The 15,393-nt window shown below is 34.6% G+C and carries 12 protein-coding genes; 7 read left to right on the forward strand and 5 right to left on the reverse strand.

Translation table 11 applies throughout. The features are described 5' to 3' along the window. Positions 1-11: 11 nt before the first annotated feature. Complete coding sequence (locus Q9Q97_RS10415) at positions 12-2,201, forward strand: M1 family metallopeptidase (protein ID WP_306156693.1); 2,190 nt, start codon at positions 12-14, stop codon at positions 2,199-2,201. A 270-nt stretch (positions 2,202-2,471) separates the two neighbouring features. Then, the gene (locus Q9Q97_RS10420; protein ID WP_306156695.1) at positions 2,472-3,851 is read left to right on the forward strand and encodes a Gfo/Idh/MocA family protein; all 1,380 of its coding nucleotides are present in this window, start codon (positions 2,472-2,474) and stop codon (positions 3,849-3,851) included. An 86-nt stretch (positions 3,852-3,937) separates the two neighbouring features. On the opposite strand, the gene Q9Q97_RS10425 is transcribed toward Q9Q97_RS10420, so the two are convergent. The 4 genes from Q9Q97_RS10425 to guaA all read right to left on the reverse strand — a co-directional run bounded on the left by Q9Q97_RS10425 (position 3,938) and on the right by guaA (position 10,142). Then, on the reverse strand, positions 3,938-4,339 hold the full coding sequence (locus tag Q9Q97_RS10425; RefSeq protein WP_306156697.1) for an OsmC family protein: 402 nt from the start codon (positions 4,337-4,339) through the stop codon (positions 3,938-3,940). Continuing rightward, positions 4,339-6,408 (reverse strand): LysM peptidoglycan-binding domain-containing protein, encoded by a 2,070-nt coding sequence (locus Q9Q97_RS10430; protein WP_306156699.1) that lies wholly within the window; start codon positions 6,406-6,408, stop codon positions 4,339-4,341. The genes Q9Q97_RS10425 and Q9Q97_RS10430 overlap by 1 nt, the downstream gene beginning before the upstream one ends. 94 nt (positions 6,409-6,502) lie before the next feature. Continuing rightward, entirely contained in the window at positions 6,503-8,419 is a 1,917-nt protein-coding gene (locus tag Q9Q97_RS10435) for a LysM peptidoglycan-binding domain-containing protein (protein ID WP_306156701.1), read from the reverse strand. Positions 8,420-8,612: 193 nt separating this feature from the next. Beyond that, positions 8,613-10,142 carry a glutamine-hydrolyzing GMP synthase gene (guaA, locus tag Q9Q97_RS10440; RefSeq protein WP_184164142.1) on the reverse strand — a complete coding sequence of 510 codons (1,530 nt, stop codon included), beginning with the start codon at positions 10,140-10,142 and terminating at the stop codon, positions 8,613-8,615. Between the two features lie 306 nt (positions 10,143-10,448). On the opposite strand from guaA, the gene Q9Q97_RS10445 reads away from it, so the two are divergent. After that, positions 10,449-10,976: a hypothetical protein gene (locus Q9Q97_RS10445; protein ID WP_306156704.1), complete on the forward strand. Its 528-nt coding sequence runs from the start codon at positions 10,449-10,451 to the stop codon at positions 10,974-10,976. 110 nt (positions 10,977-11,086) lie between these two features. Here Q9Q97_RS10445 and Q9Q97_RS10450 read toward each other — a convergent pair whose 3' ends face one another. Next, a complete protein-coding gene (locus tag Q9Q97_RS10450; protein ID WP_306156706.1) occupies positions 11,087-11,800 on the reverse strand; it encodes a hypothetical protein in 714 nt (237 codons plus the stop codon). 395 nt (positions 11,801-12,195) lie between these two features. On the opposite strand from Q9Q97_RS10450, the gene Q9Q97_RS10455 reads away from it, so the two are divergent. The 4 genes from Q9Q97_RS10455 to Q9Q97_RS10470 all read left to right on the forward strand — a co-directional run bounded on the left by Q9Q97_RS10455 (position 12,196) and on the right by Q9Q97_RS10470 (position 15,294). After that, positions 12,196-13,113 carry a J domain-containing protein gene (locus Q9Q97_RS10455; protein ID WP_306156708.1) on the forward strand — a complete coding sequence of 306 codons (918 nt, stop codon included), beginning with the start codon at positions 12,196-12,198 and terminating at the stop codon, positions 13,111-13,113. Then, positions 13,110-13,415, forward strand: a complete 306-nt coding sequence (locus Q9Q97_RS10460) for a chaperone modulator CbpM (protein WP_306156710.1) — start codon at positions 13,110-13,112, stop codon at positions 13,413-13,415. The genes Q9Q97_RS10455 and Q9Q97_RS10460 overlap by 4 nt, the downstream gene beginning before the upstream one ends. Before the next feature lie 152 nt (positions 13,416-13,567). Next, a complete protein-coding gene (locus Q9Q97_RS10465) occupies positions 13,568-13,948 on the forward strand; it encodes a RidA family protein (protein WP_306156712.1) in 381 nt (126 codons plus the stop codon). Positions 13,949-14,037: 89 nt separating this feature from the next. Beyond that, the gene (locus Q9Q97_RS10470) at positions 14,038-15,294 is read left to right on the forward strand and encodes a voltage-gated chloride channel family protein (RefSeq protein WP_306156714.1); all 1,257 of its coding nucleotides are present in this window, start codon (positions 14,038-14,040) and stop codon (positions 15,292-15,294) included. The last annotated feature ends 99 nt before the right edge of the window (positions 15,295-15,393 follow it).

Raw genomic sequence — 15,393 nt, forward strand, 5'->3', positions numbered from 1 at the left:
AAAAATATAAAATGAAAAAACATTTTTTAAAATATACTATTCTGGGATTAGCTTGTATTTTAAGTCCAAAAATAGAAGCACAAAACAAAACGGAAAAGACAGATGAATTATCAATTTATCGCGCCGTTCCTTTAAAAACGCATGATTTAATTCACACCAAATTGGAAGTTTCTTTCGATTACGGAAAGCGTTATTTATATGGAAAAGAATGGATTACTTTGAAACCTCATTTTTACGAAAGTGACTCTCTTAAGCTTGATGCAAAAGGAATGGATTTTAAAGAAATTGCCATTATTGACGGGAAAAAAAGTATTCCGTTACAATACAAATACAACAACGAAGAACTTTCTATTGCTTTAAACAGAAAATATAAAAGCACAGAAAAATATACGATCTACATTAATTACACGGCAAAACCAGAAGAATTAAAAAGCAAAGAAGGAGAATCTATTGTGGATTCTAAAGGTTTATATTTTATAAATCCAGACGGAAAAGCAGATAAGCCAACTCAAATCTGGACGCAAGGAGAAACAGAAGCTTCATCTTGCTGGTTTCCAACAATTGACAAGCCTAATCAGAAAACAACTTCTGAAATTGCAATGACGGTGGAGTCAAAATATACTACGCTTTCAAACGGAAAATTAACGTCTCAAAAAGTTAATAAAGACGGCACAAGAACTGACATCTGGAAAATGGAACAGCCAAACGCACCTTATTTATTTATGATGGCTGTTGGCGATTTTAAAATCTATAAAGATTCTTATAACGGAAAAGAAGTTAGCTATTATTTGGAACCGAAATATGCGCCGTACGCCAAACAACTTTTCGGAAAAACGCCCGATATGATTAATTTCTATAGCAAAATGTTGGGTGTAGAATATCCGTGGGCAAAATATTCACAGATTGTTGTGACGGATTTTTTTGGCGGAGCAATGGAAAATACGTCTGCAACGGTTCACGGCGGTTATGTACAAAAAACGGCAAGAGAATTATTGGACAATAACGAAGAAAGCACTGTAGCACACGAACTTTTTCATCAGTGGTTTGGAGATTTGGTCACTGCTGAATCCTGGTCAAATTTAACAATGAACGAATCTTTCGCCACTTTTGGAGAAGTTCTTTGGCACGGTCACGACGCGGGACAAGACGCCGAAGACCGATCTCGTTATGAAAAACTGCAGAATTATCTTCGTTCGCAAAAAAATGGAAACAGCGAAATTTTAGCTCGTTTTCATTATAGAAAAGCCGACGACATGTTTGACAATATCAGCTATTCTAAAGGTTCGATTATCTTGTATGCTTTGAAAAATCAAATGGGTGACGAAGCATTTTTCAAATCATTAAAACAGTATTTAACAATCAATGCCTACAAATCTGGCGAACCGCATCAGCTACGTTTGGCGATGGAAGATGTTACAGGAAAAGACTGGTTGCCTTATTTTGATCAATGGTATTTTAATGCTGGAAGTCCGATTTTGGATGTTAGTTATAGATATGCAAACGGAAAAATCATCATTACTATAAATCAATCTCAGGATAGTGCTGTGCAGACTTTTACTCTTCCGTTAAAAGTTGATTTTTATGTAAATGGAAACAAAATCAGAAAGGATATTTTAATTAGCAAAAGACAGCAAAGTTTCAGTTTTGATCTTCCTTCTAAACCTGAATTTATAGATTTAGATCCTGATAAAATTCTGGTGGGCGAAGTTAACATCGATAAAAAAACAGCAGCCGATTATCTTTTTCAATATAAAAATGTACCATCGTACTACAACCGAATTGAAGCTATAAAATTTGCTTCAAAAGACAAAAGTCAGGAATCGCAATTGATCTTGCTTGAAGCTTTAAAAGATTCGCAAGAAGATTTAAGAGTCTTGAGCATTAAAGCAATTGATTTGAATGAAAAACAAACCAAAGATCAAGTTTTAAAAACATTGCTAGATATTGCTAAAAAAGATCCAAAAACAATTGCCAGAGCAAATGCTATTATAAAATTAGCTTCTACAGAAGATGCATCTTATAAAAATTTAATGGAAGAAAGCACCAAAGAACAATCTTATAACGTAATTGCAGCAGGAATAATAGGATTGACAAAATACGCTCCAGCCGAAGCCGATAAAGCATTAAATTCATTAGACGACGATACTAAAAAACATGTAACGCCATTAATGAAAAGATTTAGTAGTCAAAATAAATATTAAAATCCTTGGATTGTTTTGTTTTTGAAAACCTCTCTAATTTGGTTCATTAGAGAGGTTAATTTTACAGTGAAATATTTAAACACATAGAAACATAGATTTTTTTTTCTGTGTGAGATTACAAAAAAGCAAGCTTAACACATAGTTCTATGTGCATTAAGATTAGTGAAACGCCTTTTTTTAAGTTTACAATAACTATGTTTCTATGTGTTAAAAAAATATACCCAACGTATAAAAATGAATATCACCATTGAATAAAAAAATTACGCATTTATGAAAATTACTTTTTTAAAACCTTTTATTGTTCTTTTTCTTTTGTTCGGATGGACAATTGCTTCGGCACAAATGATTAAGACTAAAACACCTTCTCGTCCAAAAGGACAGCAAGATGTGCTTAGAATGGCCGCAGATCCGATTCCGACTGTTCGTGTTGCCTTTATCGGACTTGGAATGCGTGGCCCAGGCGCTGTCGAGCGTATGACACATATTCCGGGTGTTGAAATTGTGGCGCTTTGCGACATGACTCAAGAAAACACTTCAAAATCAAATGAAATTTTGACTAAAGCCGGTTTTCCAAAAGCACAAGAATTCTATGGTGATGAAAATGCTTGGAGAAAAGTAACGGCTTTGCCAAATGTAGATTTGGTTTACATAGCAACCGATTGGAAACATCATGCTACTATTGGCGTACAAGCCATGAAAGACGGAAAACACGTTGCTATAGAAGTTCCCGGAGCATTAACCATGAAAGAAATCTGGGAACTGATTGATACTTCTGAAAAGACGAGAAAACACTGTATGCAACTAGAAAACTGTGTTTACGATTTCTTCGAATTGACAACATTGAATATGGCACAGCAAGGTCTTTTTGGTGAAATTTTACATGCTGAAGGTTCGTACATTCATGGTTTACAGCCATTTTGGGGAGAATACTGGAACAACTGGAGAATGGACTACAACATTAAACACCGCGGTGATATTTATGCGACACACGGTATGGGGCCCGCTTGTCAGGCGTTAAATATCCATCGTGGTGACAAAATGAATTTCTTGGTTTCTATGGATACAAAAGCGGTTGGAAACCCTGCTTATATCAAAGAAAAATCGGGTCAGGAAATTAAAGATTTTAGAAACGGAGATCATACGATGACGATGATTCGCACCGAAAACGGAAAAACGATTCATATTCAACACGATGTTACTTCTCCTCGTCCCTACAGCAGAATGTATCAGCTGAGCGGTACAAAAGGTTTTGCAAATAAATATCCGCTTGAAGGTTATGCGCTTGACGGAAAAGAATTAGGCGACGATGTAAAACCAAATCATGAAAAACTAAGTGCGCATTCTTTTGTTCCTGAAGAAGTGAAAAAAGTTTTAATGGAAAAATACAAACACCCAATCGCAAAAGGCATAGAAGAACAAGCTAAAAAAGTAGGTGGTCATGGAGGAATGGATTTTATTATGGACTACCGTTTAATTCATTGCCTTCAAAAAGGACTTCCGCTTGATATGGACGTTTACGATTTAGCAGAATGGTCTTGTCTAGGACCGCTAACTGAAATTTCATTAGACCATAATTCTGCTCCTGTAGAAATTCCAGACTTTACACGCGGAGGCTGGAACAAACTTAAAAAATTAGAGTTTTCAGAATAAATAATTTATTGGTTGATTAGTTAGTAGCGAAAAGGGCATCTAAAAATTAATTTAGACGCCCTTTCTTATTTGTTTTTTGCTAAGATTTAATTCCAGTTAAAAGAAATTTTCTTTTCAATTTCACTGCTTAAACTCAAGAATACCGGACAAGTCATGGCAGCGCGTTCTAAAATTGTTCTGCTTTTTTCATCGGCATTGCTTTTCATTTCAAAAACAATTTCGATTGCACCAATTCTTCTTGGTTCTGCATTCATGATTTTAGTTACTTCAGCTGTTGATCCAACAAAATCTACTTCCAAATCACGGGCTTTAATTCCCATAATGGTCATCATACAGCTTGCTAAAGCATTTGCAACTGTATCTGTTGGAGAAAACGCTTCTCCTTTTCCGTTATTATCTAGTGGTGCATCAGAAATGATTTCGCTTCCTGATTGCACGTGAATTGAACTTGTTCTTAAATCTCCTAAATAGGTTACTTTTGATGTCATTAATTTGCTACTTTTAAAGTTAAATCGCTATCGTAATACAAGATGTACACTCCTTTATTAGCGTGTCCGCCATCTTCTTTTCTATAATATTGAAATTTATTATCTACTTGCTGAGTCGTCATCAAATCAGCAGTTTCTTGAAATGTTTTTCCTTGAACTAAACGCATCATTGTGTCAAACGTAACGTCAAAACCTCTCGTTGCATAAGACGTTGGATTGGCTTTGTTTTTAAGACGGTATTGTTTTTCATAAATCAAAACTGGCTGTTCGTCACTTTCGCGAGTTACAGAAGGATACATTAATTTCAGTTTTACCAAATTCTCAAAATTGATTTCATCGGTATCCAAAGTACTGTTTGGTTCTAAAATTACCAATTGAACCTGACATGTTTTCTGAGAATCAAGTAAAGCTTTTATTGTTGCTTTAACCATCGCTGTATTACCCGTTTCCATCACAACATAATTCATACGATTTGGCATCAATAGACTTTTTAGATTAGCCACATCCAAACCTCCCGTTTCAGTCAAAGTAGCAAAAGCAACTCCTCTTTGATTTTGTTTGATGTAGTTAATAACCGACTCTTTTTTCTTATCTACTACCGCTACAATATTTCCGTTTTTAGAACGCATAAAATCAAAAACCGCATTTCTGATTACGTCGCTTGAAGGTACTGTTTGATATAAATTGTTAATCGGATTCGCGCTGTCTTTTGATAAAGGTGAAATTACCGGAACGCCATTAGAAAGAAGCATGTTTGCTGTTGTTTCTGCATTATTCTGGTAAAATGGCCCAATTACAGCATCTGCATCTTGAAGTTTCGAAACTAAACCTACCACATTAGAAGTAGTTTTAGTTTCTTGCGAATCATAAATAGAAACATCAATTGGCAGTTTTAAGGTTTTTGCAGAATCAATCGCCATCATAGCTCCAGAATAAAAATCTAAAGTCATATTTAAGAACTTATCATTTTTAATTCTGTTAGCCGTTCCAGAAGTATCGCTTTGCACTTTTGCTAAATTAAAAGGAAGCAATAAAACAACTTTTTTGCGTTCGTTTGTTTTCTTCTTAGTCAAAGCCACAACTTCAGCATTATTTTCTTCAGATTCTACTCTGTCTACAATTTTAATACCCCCACCGCCAGTGTTTTCAACTGGTTTGGCAACTGTTGCCCCACCACTAGTAACAGGCACTTGAGCTGCAATAATTGGAGCGGGAGCTACATATCCAGCAGGAACTTTTAAAACCATTCCTTCTTTTACACCTTCAGAAAGTGACGGATTTAAGGCTACTAATTCTTCTTGAGATAAATGGAAAACCCTTCCTAAACTGTAAAACGTTTCTTTTGGTTTTACTTGATATTCCATATAAGAAACTGCTTTTTTAGAAGTTTCTACAGGCTTTTTATTTTCTACCGTTTTTGCTGTTTCAACTGGAGCAGCTTCTGTTTTTGGCGCTTTTCCTTTTATCGTCAATCTATAACCAACTGGCAGACTGTTCACGATATCTGGATTGCGTTTCTCCAATTCATCGACAGTCATATTATACTGTTTTGCAATTCCAAATTTAGTTTCTTTAGGTTGCACATCATGGTAAACATATTTTTCAGCACCTTTTTCTTTAGCAGGTTTTGCGGCTGCTTTTGGAGCAGAACCTTTACCAGGAATTACCAATTTTTGGCCAATCTGAACACCTGTTTTCTCCAAAGTAGGATTTGCCGCTTTTAAAGTTTCCTCTGAAATTCCGTATTTGTGCGTAATGCTGTAAAACGTTTCTTTTGGCTGTACCTCATGAATAATTTCTTTTCCTGAAGCTGCAGCTGTTTTAGTTTCAGAAACTTCTTTTATTGCTTCTCCTGATTTTGTCGGAATCAGCAACACAGAATTCGGCACCAAACCCGTTCTTGCGTCTGGATTGTATTGGTAAATATCATAAGGCGTTACCTTAAATTTCTGTGCAATCTGATTAATCGTCTCACCGCTCGATACTTTATATTTCACTACTTTTTCTTGCGAAAATGCGGTTGAAGTCATAAAAAATACGAGAGACAATACTGTTAAATAATATTTCATAATAAGGCTTAAAACAATTTAATTTCTAATTCTAAAATAAGTTACAATTTTACTAAAAGCAAAATTCGCGCCGTTTGTTTTATTGCTGTAAAAATTACCTTAGATCGATTTCTACTTTAGCAATAATGATTTCTTTATATAACTCATCTTCTTCTTTTTTCTTGCATTTGTAAAGCACTTCTTCCATGTTTTCGAACTTATCAGCGTAAACATAATACGAAAGGCTGTTAATGTTGAAAAAGAAACTAGCGTTAAATTCGCCAGAATCAATCAGTTTCATGATAAACTTATCTCGGTCAACCGCGTCTGTAAATATACCTAAAACTAAGTAATACCCGTTTGAAACTTCTTTAAGATTATCATAAACTTCCACTTTTACGGTTTTATCAGTTCTTAACGGATTGTCTTTCAATTCCTGTTTCATTTCTTCTAAAGAAATAGTTTTTGAATTTTCTCCCGAATTATTCTTTTTCTGTTTTTTGATCGCTTCATCCTGATATTTTTTCAGTTTAACTAAAGCCAATTTATCATCAAATTTTCGCGCTTCCATACTATAATAAGAAGCTTTCCTGATATGTCTTTTTACTTCGATTTTTTTCTGAATATCCAACGAATCAATTTTAGCAATTAAAAGCTGATTCTGTTTATCGCCTTGCTCCTGCTCGATTTTATATTTTTTTATTTCTTCTAAAGACAAGCGCTGCTGTAAAGAAGTAGTATTATTATTTTTTTCGCTTTCGCGGATTTTCCTCTTATACTCCTGATTTTCCTCAACTGCGATTTTTTCGACCTTATTCATCAAACCGGCATACACTTTTCTGTTTTCTGCCAATTCTTTTTTCAGCTGAGACGATAATTCATTGGTTTGATTGATTCCTTCAGAAGATTGCTTTTCTAATCTTTTAGATTCCTCAACATTCAAAATATCCATTCGCTTCAGTTCTTTCAAATCATTATTCATTGAAGTAACCAGCGAATCTAATTTTGCCATCAAAATATCCTGAACATTTTTATTCGCTTCTAAAACCAAACGCAGTTTTTCAACCGAATTTTCTTTAGAACCATTCATATCGTTCAGATTCACTTTCAGATCATTAATCTTTATAATTTTCTGATTCATTTCTTTCTGAACCACCAAACGATCTTTCAAATCTTCGATTTCAACCGTTTTGGCTTTTGTTTTTTCAACTACAACTTGTTTTTCGGCTAGAGCCAGCATCAGTTCTTCGCTTTCATTTGTTGGTTTTATCGCTGCAGTGTTAATAGCCAATTTATTTCCAACAATTAATCCGTTTACGATTTCAGGATTTTGAGATTCTAATTGGTCAATTGAAATTCCGTATTTCTTGGCGATCGAAAACTTGGTTTCTTTCGGTTCTACAACATGAAAAACCGTTTCTTGATTAATGACACGAACTCTTCCATCTAAAGTTTTTCTTTTGTTCGGAATAGAAATCGTCTGACCAATCTGCAATCCGTTAATCAAAATGTCTTTATTTAAATTTTCTAAATCCTGAACCGAAACATTATATTGTCTCGCTATGCTGAATAATGATTCTTTGGCAACAACTTGATGCGTTGCTTTTGAAGAACTTGGAATTTCTGATTTTAGATTATGATCTGAATTTTGAGGAATAATTAATTCTTGACCTATTTGAAGTCCGCTAGCCAAAATTTCCTGATTTGCATTTTGGATGGCCTCTACTGAAACATGATACTGTTTTGAAAGGCCAAAAAGTGTTTCTTTTGGCTGAACGACATGTTTTAATTGCGCATTATGACTTGCGGTCGTTTCAGCATGAACAGGAATCTTTAAAATTTGATTTTCTTTAATGCCGTTTTGAGATTCTGGATTAAGTTTATAAATCTCATCAATAGAAACCTTATACTTTTGGGCAATAAAATAAGCGGTTTCTCCTTTCTGAATTTGATATTCAATAATTGAATCTTGTGCAGTTATTTTGTTAAAAGACAGAATAAACACAAGAGAAATCGTTAAAAACTCTCTCATAAATAGTAGGTTATAAAAATTAGGGCTTTACAAATGTAACTTAATTTTAAAAAAATACTACTATTATCTCTAGGTTTGTTACAACTTAGAACACTAAAGAGTTTCGCATCAAAAAGTTATGATTTCACTCCTATATAAACAAAAAAAATGCCCACAAAAGTGAGCATTTTTTATCATTTAAAAGCAATATTTCTTATTCCCACTCAATTGTTGCAGGTGGCTTTGAACTTATATCGTAAACGACACGATTCACACCTTTTACTTTGTTGATAATGTCGTTAGACACTTTCATCAAGAAATCGTAAGGTAAATGAACCCAGTCAGCCGTCATACCATCTGTAGATTCTACGGCTCTAAGCGCTACTACTTTTTCGTAAGTACGCTCATCACCCATAACTCCTACACTGTTTACAGGAAGCAAAATTGCTCCAGCCTGCCAAACTTTATCGTATAATCCCCAAGATTTTAATCCTTCGATGAAAACAGAATCAACGTCTTGTAAAATTCTAACTTTCTCTGGAGTAATATCTCCTAAGATTCTGATAGATAATCCAGGTCCTGGGAAAGGATGTCTTCCTAATAATTCTGGATCTATTCCTAATGTAGCTCCAACTCTTCTCACTTCGTCTTTGAAAAGCATTCTAAGCGGTTCTACAATTTTCAATTTCATATAATCTGGCAATCCACCAACATTGTGGTGCGATTTGATTGTTGCAGAAGGGCCTTTTACAGAAACAGACTCAATAACGTCTGGGTAAATTGTTCCTTGCGCCAACCATTTTACGTCTTCTAAAAGGTGTGATTCATCATCAAAAACTTCGATAAATACACGTCCGATAGTTTTACGTTTGGTTTCAGGATCACTAATTCCGGCTAATTCTCCAAGGAAACGATCTCCAGCATCTACACCTTTTACGTTTAATCCCATTCCTTTGTATTGATCTAATACATTTTGGAATTCGTTTTTACGCAAAAGTCCGTTGTTAACGAAAATGCAATATAAATTTTGACCGATTGCTTTGTTTAATAAAACTGCGGCTACAGTAGAATCTACTCCACCAGAAAGACCTAGAACTACTTTATCGTTTCCTAGTTTTTCTTTTAATTCTGCTACCATTTCGTCAACGAAAGCATTTGGAGTAAAGTTTTGAGGAACTTCAGCAATTTTTACTAAGAAGTTTTCCAACATCTTTTTTCCATCAGTTGAATGGTAAACTTCTGGATGGTACTGAATTGCATAAGTAGTCTCGCCTTCAATTTTATAAGCAGCATATTCTACATCATGTGTGCTTGCCAATTTTACCGCATTTGTTGGTAAAGCTTTGATACTGTCACTATGAGACATCCAAACTTGGCTATTTTCTGAAACTCCATCAAAGAAAGTTTCACCTTCTTTAATATAAGACAAGTTAGCTCTACCATATTCTCTTGTGTTTGAAGCAGCAACTTCTCCACCACTAAAGTGTGCTAAATATTGTGCTCCGTAACAAACAGCAAGCAAAGGCATTTTACCTCTAATTTGCGATAAATCAGGATGCGGTGCGTCTTCTCCACGAACAGAGAAAGGGCTTCCTCCTAAAATTACGGCTTTATAACTTGATAAATCACTTGGAATGTGATTGTAAGGAAAAATTTCGCAGAATATATTTAATTCGCGAACTCTACGCGCAATAAGCTGAGTATATTGCGATCCGAAATCTAAAATAAGTACGTTGTGTTGCATGCGCAAAAGTACTTTTTATATTCGAAAAGTAAAAATCGGAAGTATGAAAAAAAAATATTTTTTTTCATACTTCCGATTTTAGGTTCAAAGTGACAAAGTAACAAAGGTTCAGAGGTAAAATTCAAAAGGCATTAACCTTTGTCACTTTGAGCCTTTGTAACTTTGTCACTCTAAAGAAATCCATTTTCCCAAAAACTTCGTAATTAGGAAAAAACAATTTTAAACAAACCCAAAAAACAAAGTTTCATTTTTTCTTAGTTTCTCTGTCACTTTGAAACTTTGCAACTTTGTAACTAAAAATTAACTATGAAATCAAAACTTATCGCTCTGACGGCTTTTCTGTCTATCTTTTTTTCTTCTTGTGATGCTGTCGATGATTTATTGACTTTTACTATTTCGAATAATGCTTCGATTAAAATCCAGAGTACTTCACCAATTAATCTTCCTTCGGAGATTATTACGCCAGAAGTCACAACCAATTCTTCGGCTGAATTTGAAAATAATAAAACAAAGGCCAGTTTAGTAAAAGACGTAAAAATCAGATCGCTGAAATTAGCGATTACAGAACCTTCAGATAAGACTTTTACGTTTTTAAAATCGATTCATCTGTATATTTCCACAGCCAATTCAGAAGAAATCGAATTAGCGTACCAAGACAATATTAACGTCTCAAGCAACACGATCGATTTGATTTGCACTGATAAAAGATTGGATGAATATATTAAAGCAGATAGCTACAAAATAAGAACTAAAGTTACCCTAAAAGAAACTTTGACAAAAGATGTAACGGTAAAAGCAGAAATGAAATTTAAGGTTACTGCGGATCCATTTTGATCAAAGTAACAAAGAGACAAAGAGACAAAGTAACAAAGGTTCAAAGGTATACTAAGCGTAAAACTTTGAACCTTTGTTACTTTGCAACTTTGTAACTAGCGCTGCAAGCGCTATTCTTTCGTTACAACAATAGACGCCTTAAATCCTGCGGCAAGATTGTCCCAGTAATCGTTTGTTACCAGATTGCCTTTATCATCGTAGACTTGTATTTCTGCGGTGTTTCCTCCTAGTGTACCTATATTTAAGGCTTCGAAATCTAATTTATTAAAACCTTGTCCGAGGTTAATTTTTACTTGCTGGAAATTGGAGTCTAATAAAAGTCGGTCGCGGATTACCTGATCATTTGAAGATACTTTAACCAAATCGCCGTCGATAGCTCCAAAGTCTCGGAACTTCACTATAAAATATTCTGATTTGGTTTTAAAATCACCCAAAGAAATATTTCTCTTTACCAAAACACCACGGCCTTCTCGCAATCCTGCATCTTTTAAAGCTTTATCCAAATCTTTTTCCATTTTGGCTACGTAACGATCGCCAGGATTAGCAAAATCGGTCTCGGTAGACATGGTAAACTTGCTTTTTTCTTCTCCTATCTGAAATTTTGATTTTGGAGTTATAGTCGTATTTTCAAAAACGTTTGGTGTTTTAATACTCGGAACATCAAGCGTATTTGCCTGCGGATCTTTTACGTCAGGAATTGGAGTCTTTTTGGGCTTTGCAGTAAACTTTCCCCCAGGAATAGTTTTGAATTTAGTATTAAATTCGGCTTGGGCTGATACTGACAAAGCAGTAAAAAATAATATGAAAAATAAAATGTGCTTCATTGAAAAAAGTATTATCGAATCGGCTTTTTATGATTAATATAACCAAAAGTCCTGCTTCACAAAAATAGTATAATTAAGTTAGCTACTACAACTTTAGGAGTTTTATAACATTAAATTAAGCTAATTTTTGGAATCAAAAAACCTGCCAAAAGATGATTTTTCTGCGAAAAATTAAATTCCAAATTTTTAAATTCCAAATTCCAAAACTGAATATTCTATTTGGCGTTGAAAATCAAATTTGCGTTCGCCTTTATTTAAAATTTAAAAAAATTAGTTTTTATCTGCGTTTTGCATTAGCAAATCCGTCTCATCTGCGTTCTATTCCAATATTTTGAAAATCAGCAGATTTTTCTTAACTTCAAGGCTTTATTTACCATTTATAAAATCATAAGGAAATGGATTATATAGATTATTACAAAGTATTAGATGTAACGAAAGCTGCTACGGAAGCAGACATCAAAAAAGCATATAGAAAACTGGCCAGAAAATATCATCCCGATTTGAATCCGAATGATAAGGAAGCCGAAAAAAAATTCAAGGAAATAAATGAAGCTAATGAAGTTTTAAGCAATCCCGAAAATCGAAAAAAATACGACAAATACGGAAAAGACTGGAAACATGCCGACGAGTTCGAAAAAGCAGGTTACGATCCGAATCAGCAGCAAAGCAGACAAAGCAGTTCTCAATATTCTGAAGGCGATTTTTCTGGTTTTGGCGGAGACTTTTCTGGAAGCGATTTTTCAGATTTTTTCAATTCGATGTATGGCGGCGGCGGAAGAAGCAGATCGCAGTCCAAATATAGAGGTCAGGATTTTAATGCCGAGCTGGAATTGGATCTTAAATCTGCTTACACTACACACAAACAAAATCTAACTGTAAACGGAAAAAATATCCGAATCACGATTCCTGCTGGTGTTGAAAACGGACAGATTATAAAAATTCCAAATCATGGTGGACCTGGTGTAAACGGAGGTCCAAACGGCGATTTGTATATCACTTTTAACATCTCGAATAATTCAGATTTTAAACGTGAAGGAAATAATTTGTATGCCGAAGCCCCGATTGATTTGTACACGGCAATTTTGGGCGGAGAAACTTACATCAATACTTTTGATGGAAAAGTAAAAATCAAGGTTCCAGCAGAAACTCAGCCCGGAACTAAGGTAAAACTGAAAGGAAAAGGATTTCCTGTTTACAAAAAAGAGAATCAATTTGGCGATTTGTACATCACGTACACAATCAAAATTCCAACGAATCTGTCGGATAAAGAAAAAGAGTTATTTGAAGAATTAGCAAAACTAAGAAAGTCATGAAAAACAGAAATTTAATCCAGATAAAACAGTTTTGTTTGTACCACGAAATTGAAAATACTTTTATAACCGAACTCCACAATTATGGTTTGATTCATATTGTTGTGGAAGAAAATGACGAATTTTTAGAACCAGAACAATTGCCAACCATAGAAAAAATGATTCGCATGCACTATGATCTCAAAATAAATCTGGAAGGAATTGATGCCATTGCAAATCTTCTGAATAAAATTGAAGTCTTACAGCAGAATTTAAATACGGTTCAAAATAAGCTTCGCCTTTACGAAGAAAAACAAACCGATTAACAAATTAATATCACAAAAAAGCTTGAATTTCTGAATTGATTTCAAGCTTTTTTTAATTCCTTTCAGGAGCATAATTCTTAAATTGCAGCATCTTAAAATTAACCTGAATTTGCTTTTAAAATCATACTGACAAATTCGCAAAAATTGTAAAAATGAAAAGAGAAAACATCTTAACTGGATCTCCGTGGGAAGACAAAATGGGATATTGCCGAGCGGTAAGAATTGGCAACATCGTTGAAGTTTCTGGAACTGTAGCCATTGTTGACGGCGATAAAGTAAAAGCTGATGACGCTTACGCGCAAACCTATAATATTTTGGAGCGAGTTGAAAAAGTTTTGGAAGATTTAAATGTGGGAATGAAAGATGTTATTAGAACTAGAATTTTCACTACCGATGTTTCTACTTTTGAAGAAGTGGCAAGAGCGCATTCTGCTTTTTTTAAAGATATAAAACCAACAACAGGATTTTATGAAATCAGCAAACTGGTTGCTCCAGAATATTTGGTTGAAATAGAATTTACAGCTGTTGTTTAGATTTTTTTTCGCCACGAATTCACGAATTATTTTATTCTACACTAATTTTATAAATTTGTGAATTCGTGGCTAAATATTTTCACTCATTAATGACTTCCCTAAATCCAAAACAATTACTGCTCGATATTCCTAAATGGATTGTTATTTGTGCATTAATAGGAATTCTTTCTGGCTCGGCTTCTGCTTTTTTCTTAGTTTCTTTAGAATGGGTTACGCAGTTTAGAATTCAGCACGAATGGATTGTGTGGCTTTTGCCTTTCGGTGGATTTCTGGTTGGTTTGAGTTATTATTATTGGGGAGAATCTGTTGCGAAAGGAAACAATCTTTTATTGGAAGAATACGAAAATCCTAAAAAAGTTATTCCGTTCAAAATGGCGCCTTTAGTTCTTTTAGGAACACTGCTTACGCACTTGTTTGGGGGATCGGCGGGTCGAGAAGGAACTGCGGTACAAATGGGAGGCGCGATTGCCGATCAGTTCACCAAATTATTCAAACTTGATAATCCAGAACGCAGAATTTTAATCATTCTCGGAATCAGCGCTGGTTTTGCTTCTGTTTTCGGAACTCCTTTGGCCGGTGCAATTTTCGCTTTAGAAGTTTTATATTTTAGTAAAATCAATTTCAAAAGCATTTTACTTTCTTTTCTAGTTGCTTATGCTGCTTATTTTACGGTAGAATTTTGGCAAATAAAACATACACATTACAGCATTCCAACAATTCCAGAACTTAGTTTAAACAACGTTTTTTATACTATAATTGTAGGCCTTCTTTCTGGCTTTGCTGCTTTATTATTCTCAAGAAGCACTCATTTCTGGGGATCTCTTTTTTCAAAAAACATTAAATATCCTCCGCTTCGTCCCGTAATTGGCGGAGTTATTTTAGCGATTGCTATTGCTGGTTTAGGTTTTACTAAATTTTCTGGATTGGGTGTTCCTGTAATTGTCGATTCCTTTTCAAATCCTAACCCGTGGTACGATTTTCTGCTTAAAATCTTATTTACTGGATTTACTTTAGGCGCTGGTTTTAAAGGCGGAGAAGTTACACCGCTCTTTTTTGTTGGCGCAACTTTAGGCAGTGCTTTGTCAACCGTTATTCCGATGCCGATTGCTCTTTTAGCCGGAATCGGATTTGTAGCCGTTTTTTCTGGCGCAACACACACTCCTATTGCCTGCACCATTATGGGAATGGAATTATTCGGAGTTGCTCCTGGAATCTTTATCGCAATTGCCTGTACGATTGCTTATTTTTCTTCGGGTTCTGTTGGAATTTACAAATCACAGATTGTGAAAGGTGCGAAGTACAAGTTATATCAGAAGTTTCAGAAGAAAGAACTACAGAATTTATAAAAAAAATAAAATTCCAATTTTTAAATTCCAAATTCCAATATTTTATTCCGAAGCTTCCGTAGCAAATTCCAAATATTTTTAAATTCCAAATCCCAATTA

Source organism: Flavobacterium sp. DG2-3 (genome assembly GCF_030730925.1).
In the GTDB taxonomy this organism is placed as follows: domain Bacteria; phylum Bacteroidota; class Bacteroidia; order Flavobacteriales; family Flavobacteriaceae; genus Flavobacterium.

Coding starts and splice junctions, on each gene's coding strand:
- Q9Q97_RS10415 (WP_306156693.1), top strand. CDS start 12: ATGAAAAAACATTTTTTAAAATATACTATTCTGGGATTAGCTTGTATT.
- Q9Q97_RS10420 (WP_306156695.1), top strand. CDS start 2,472: ATGAAAATTACTTTTTTAAAACCTTTTATTGTTCTTTTTCTTTTGTTC.
- Q9Q97_RS10425 (WP_306156697.1), bottom strand. CDS start 4,339: ATGACATCAAAAGTAACCTATTTAGGAGATTTAAGAACAAGTTCAATT.
- Q9Q97_RS10430 (WP_306156699.1), bottom strand. CDS start 6,408: ATGAAATATTATTTAACAGTATTGTCTCTCGTATTTTTTATGACTTCA.
- Q9Q97_RS10435 (WP_306156701.1), bottom strand. CDS start 8,419: ATGAGAGAGTTTTTAACGATTTCTCTTGTGTTTATTCTGTCTTTTAAC.
- guaA (WP_184164142.1), bottom strand. CDS start 10,142: ATGCAACACAACGTACTTATTTTAGATTTCGGATCGCAATATACTCAG.
- Q9Q97_RS10445 (WP_306156704.1), top strand. CDS start 10,449: ATGAAATCAAAACTTATCGCTCTGACGGCTTTTCTGTCTATCTTTTTT.
- Q9Q97_RS10450 (WP_306156706.1), bottom strand. CDS start 11,800: ATGAAGCACATTTTATTTTTCATATTATTTTTTACTGCTTTGTCAGTA.
- Q9Q97_RS10455 (WP_306156708.1), top strand. CDS start 12,196: ATGGATTATATAGATTATTACAAAGTATTAGATGTAACGAAAGCTGCT.
- Q9Q97_RS10460 (WP_306156710.1), top strand. CDS start 13,110: ATGAAAAACAGAAATTTAATCCAGATAAAACAGTTTTGTTTGTACCAC.
- Q9Q97_RS10465 (WP_306156712.1), top strand. CDS start 13,568: ATGAAAAGAGAAAACATCTTAACTGGATCTCCGTGGGAAGACAAAATG.
- Q9Q97_RS10470 (WP_306156714.1), top strand. CDS start 14,038: ATGACTTCCCTAAATCCAAAACAATTACTGCTCGATATTCCTAAATGG.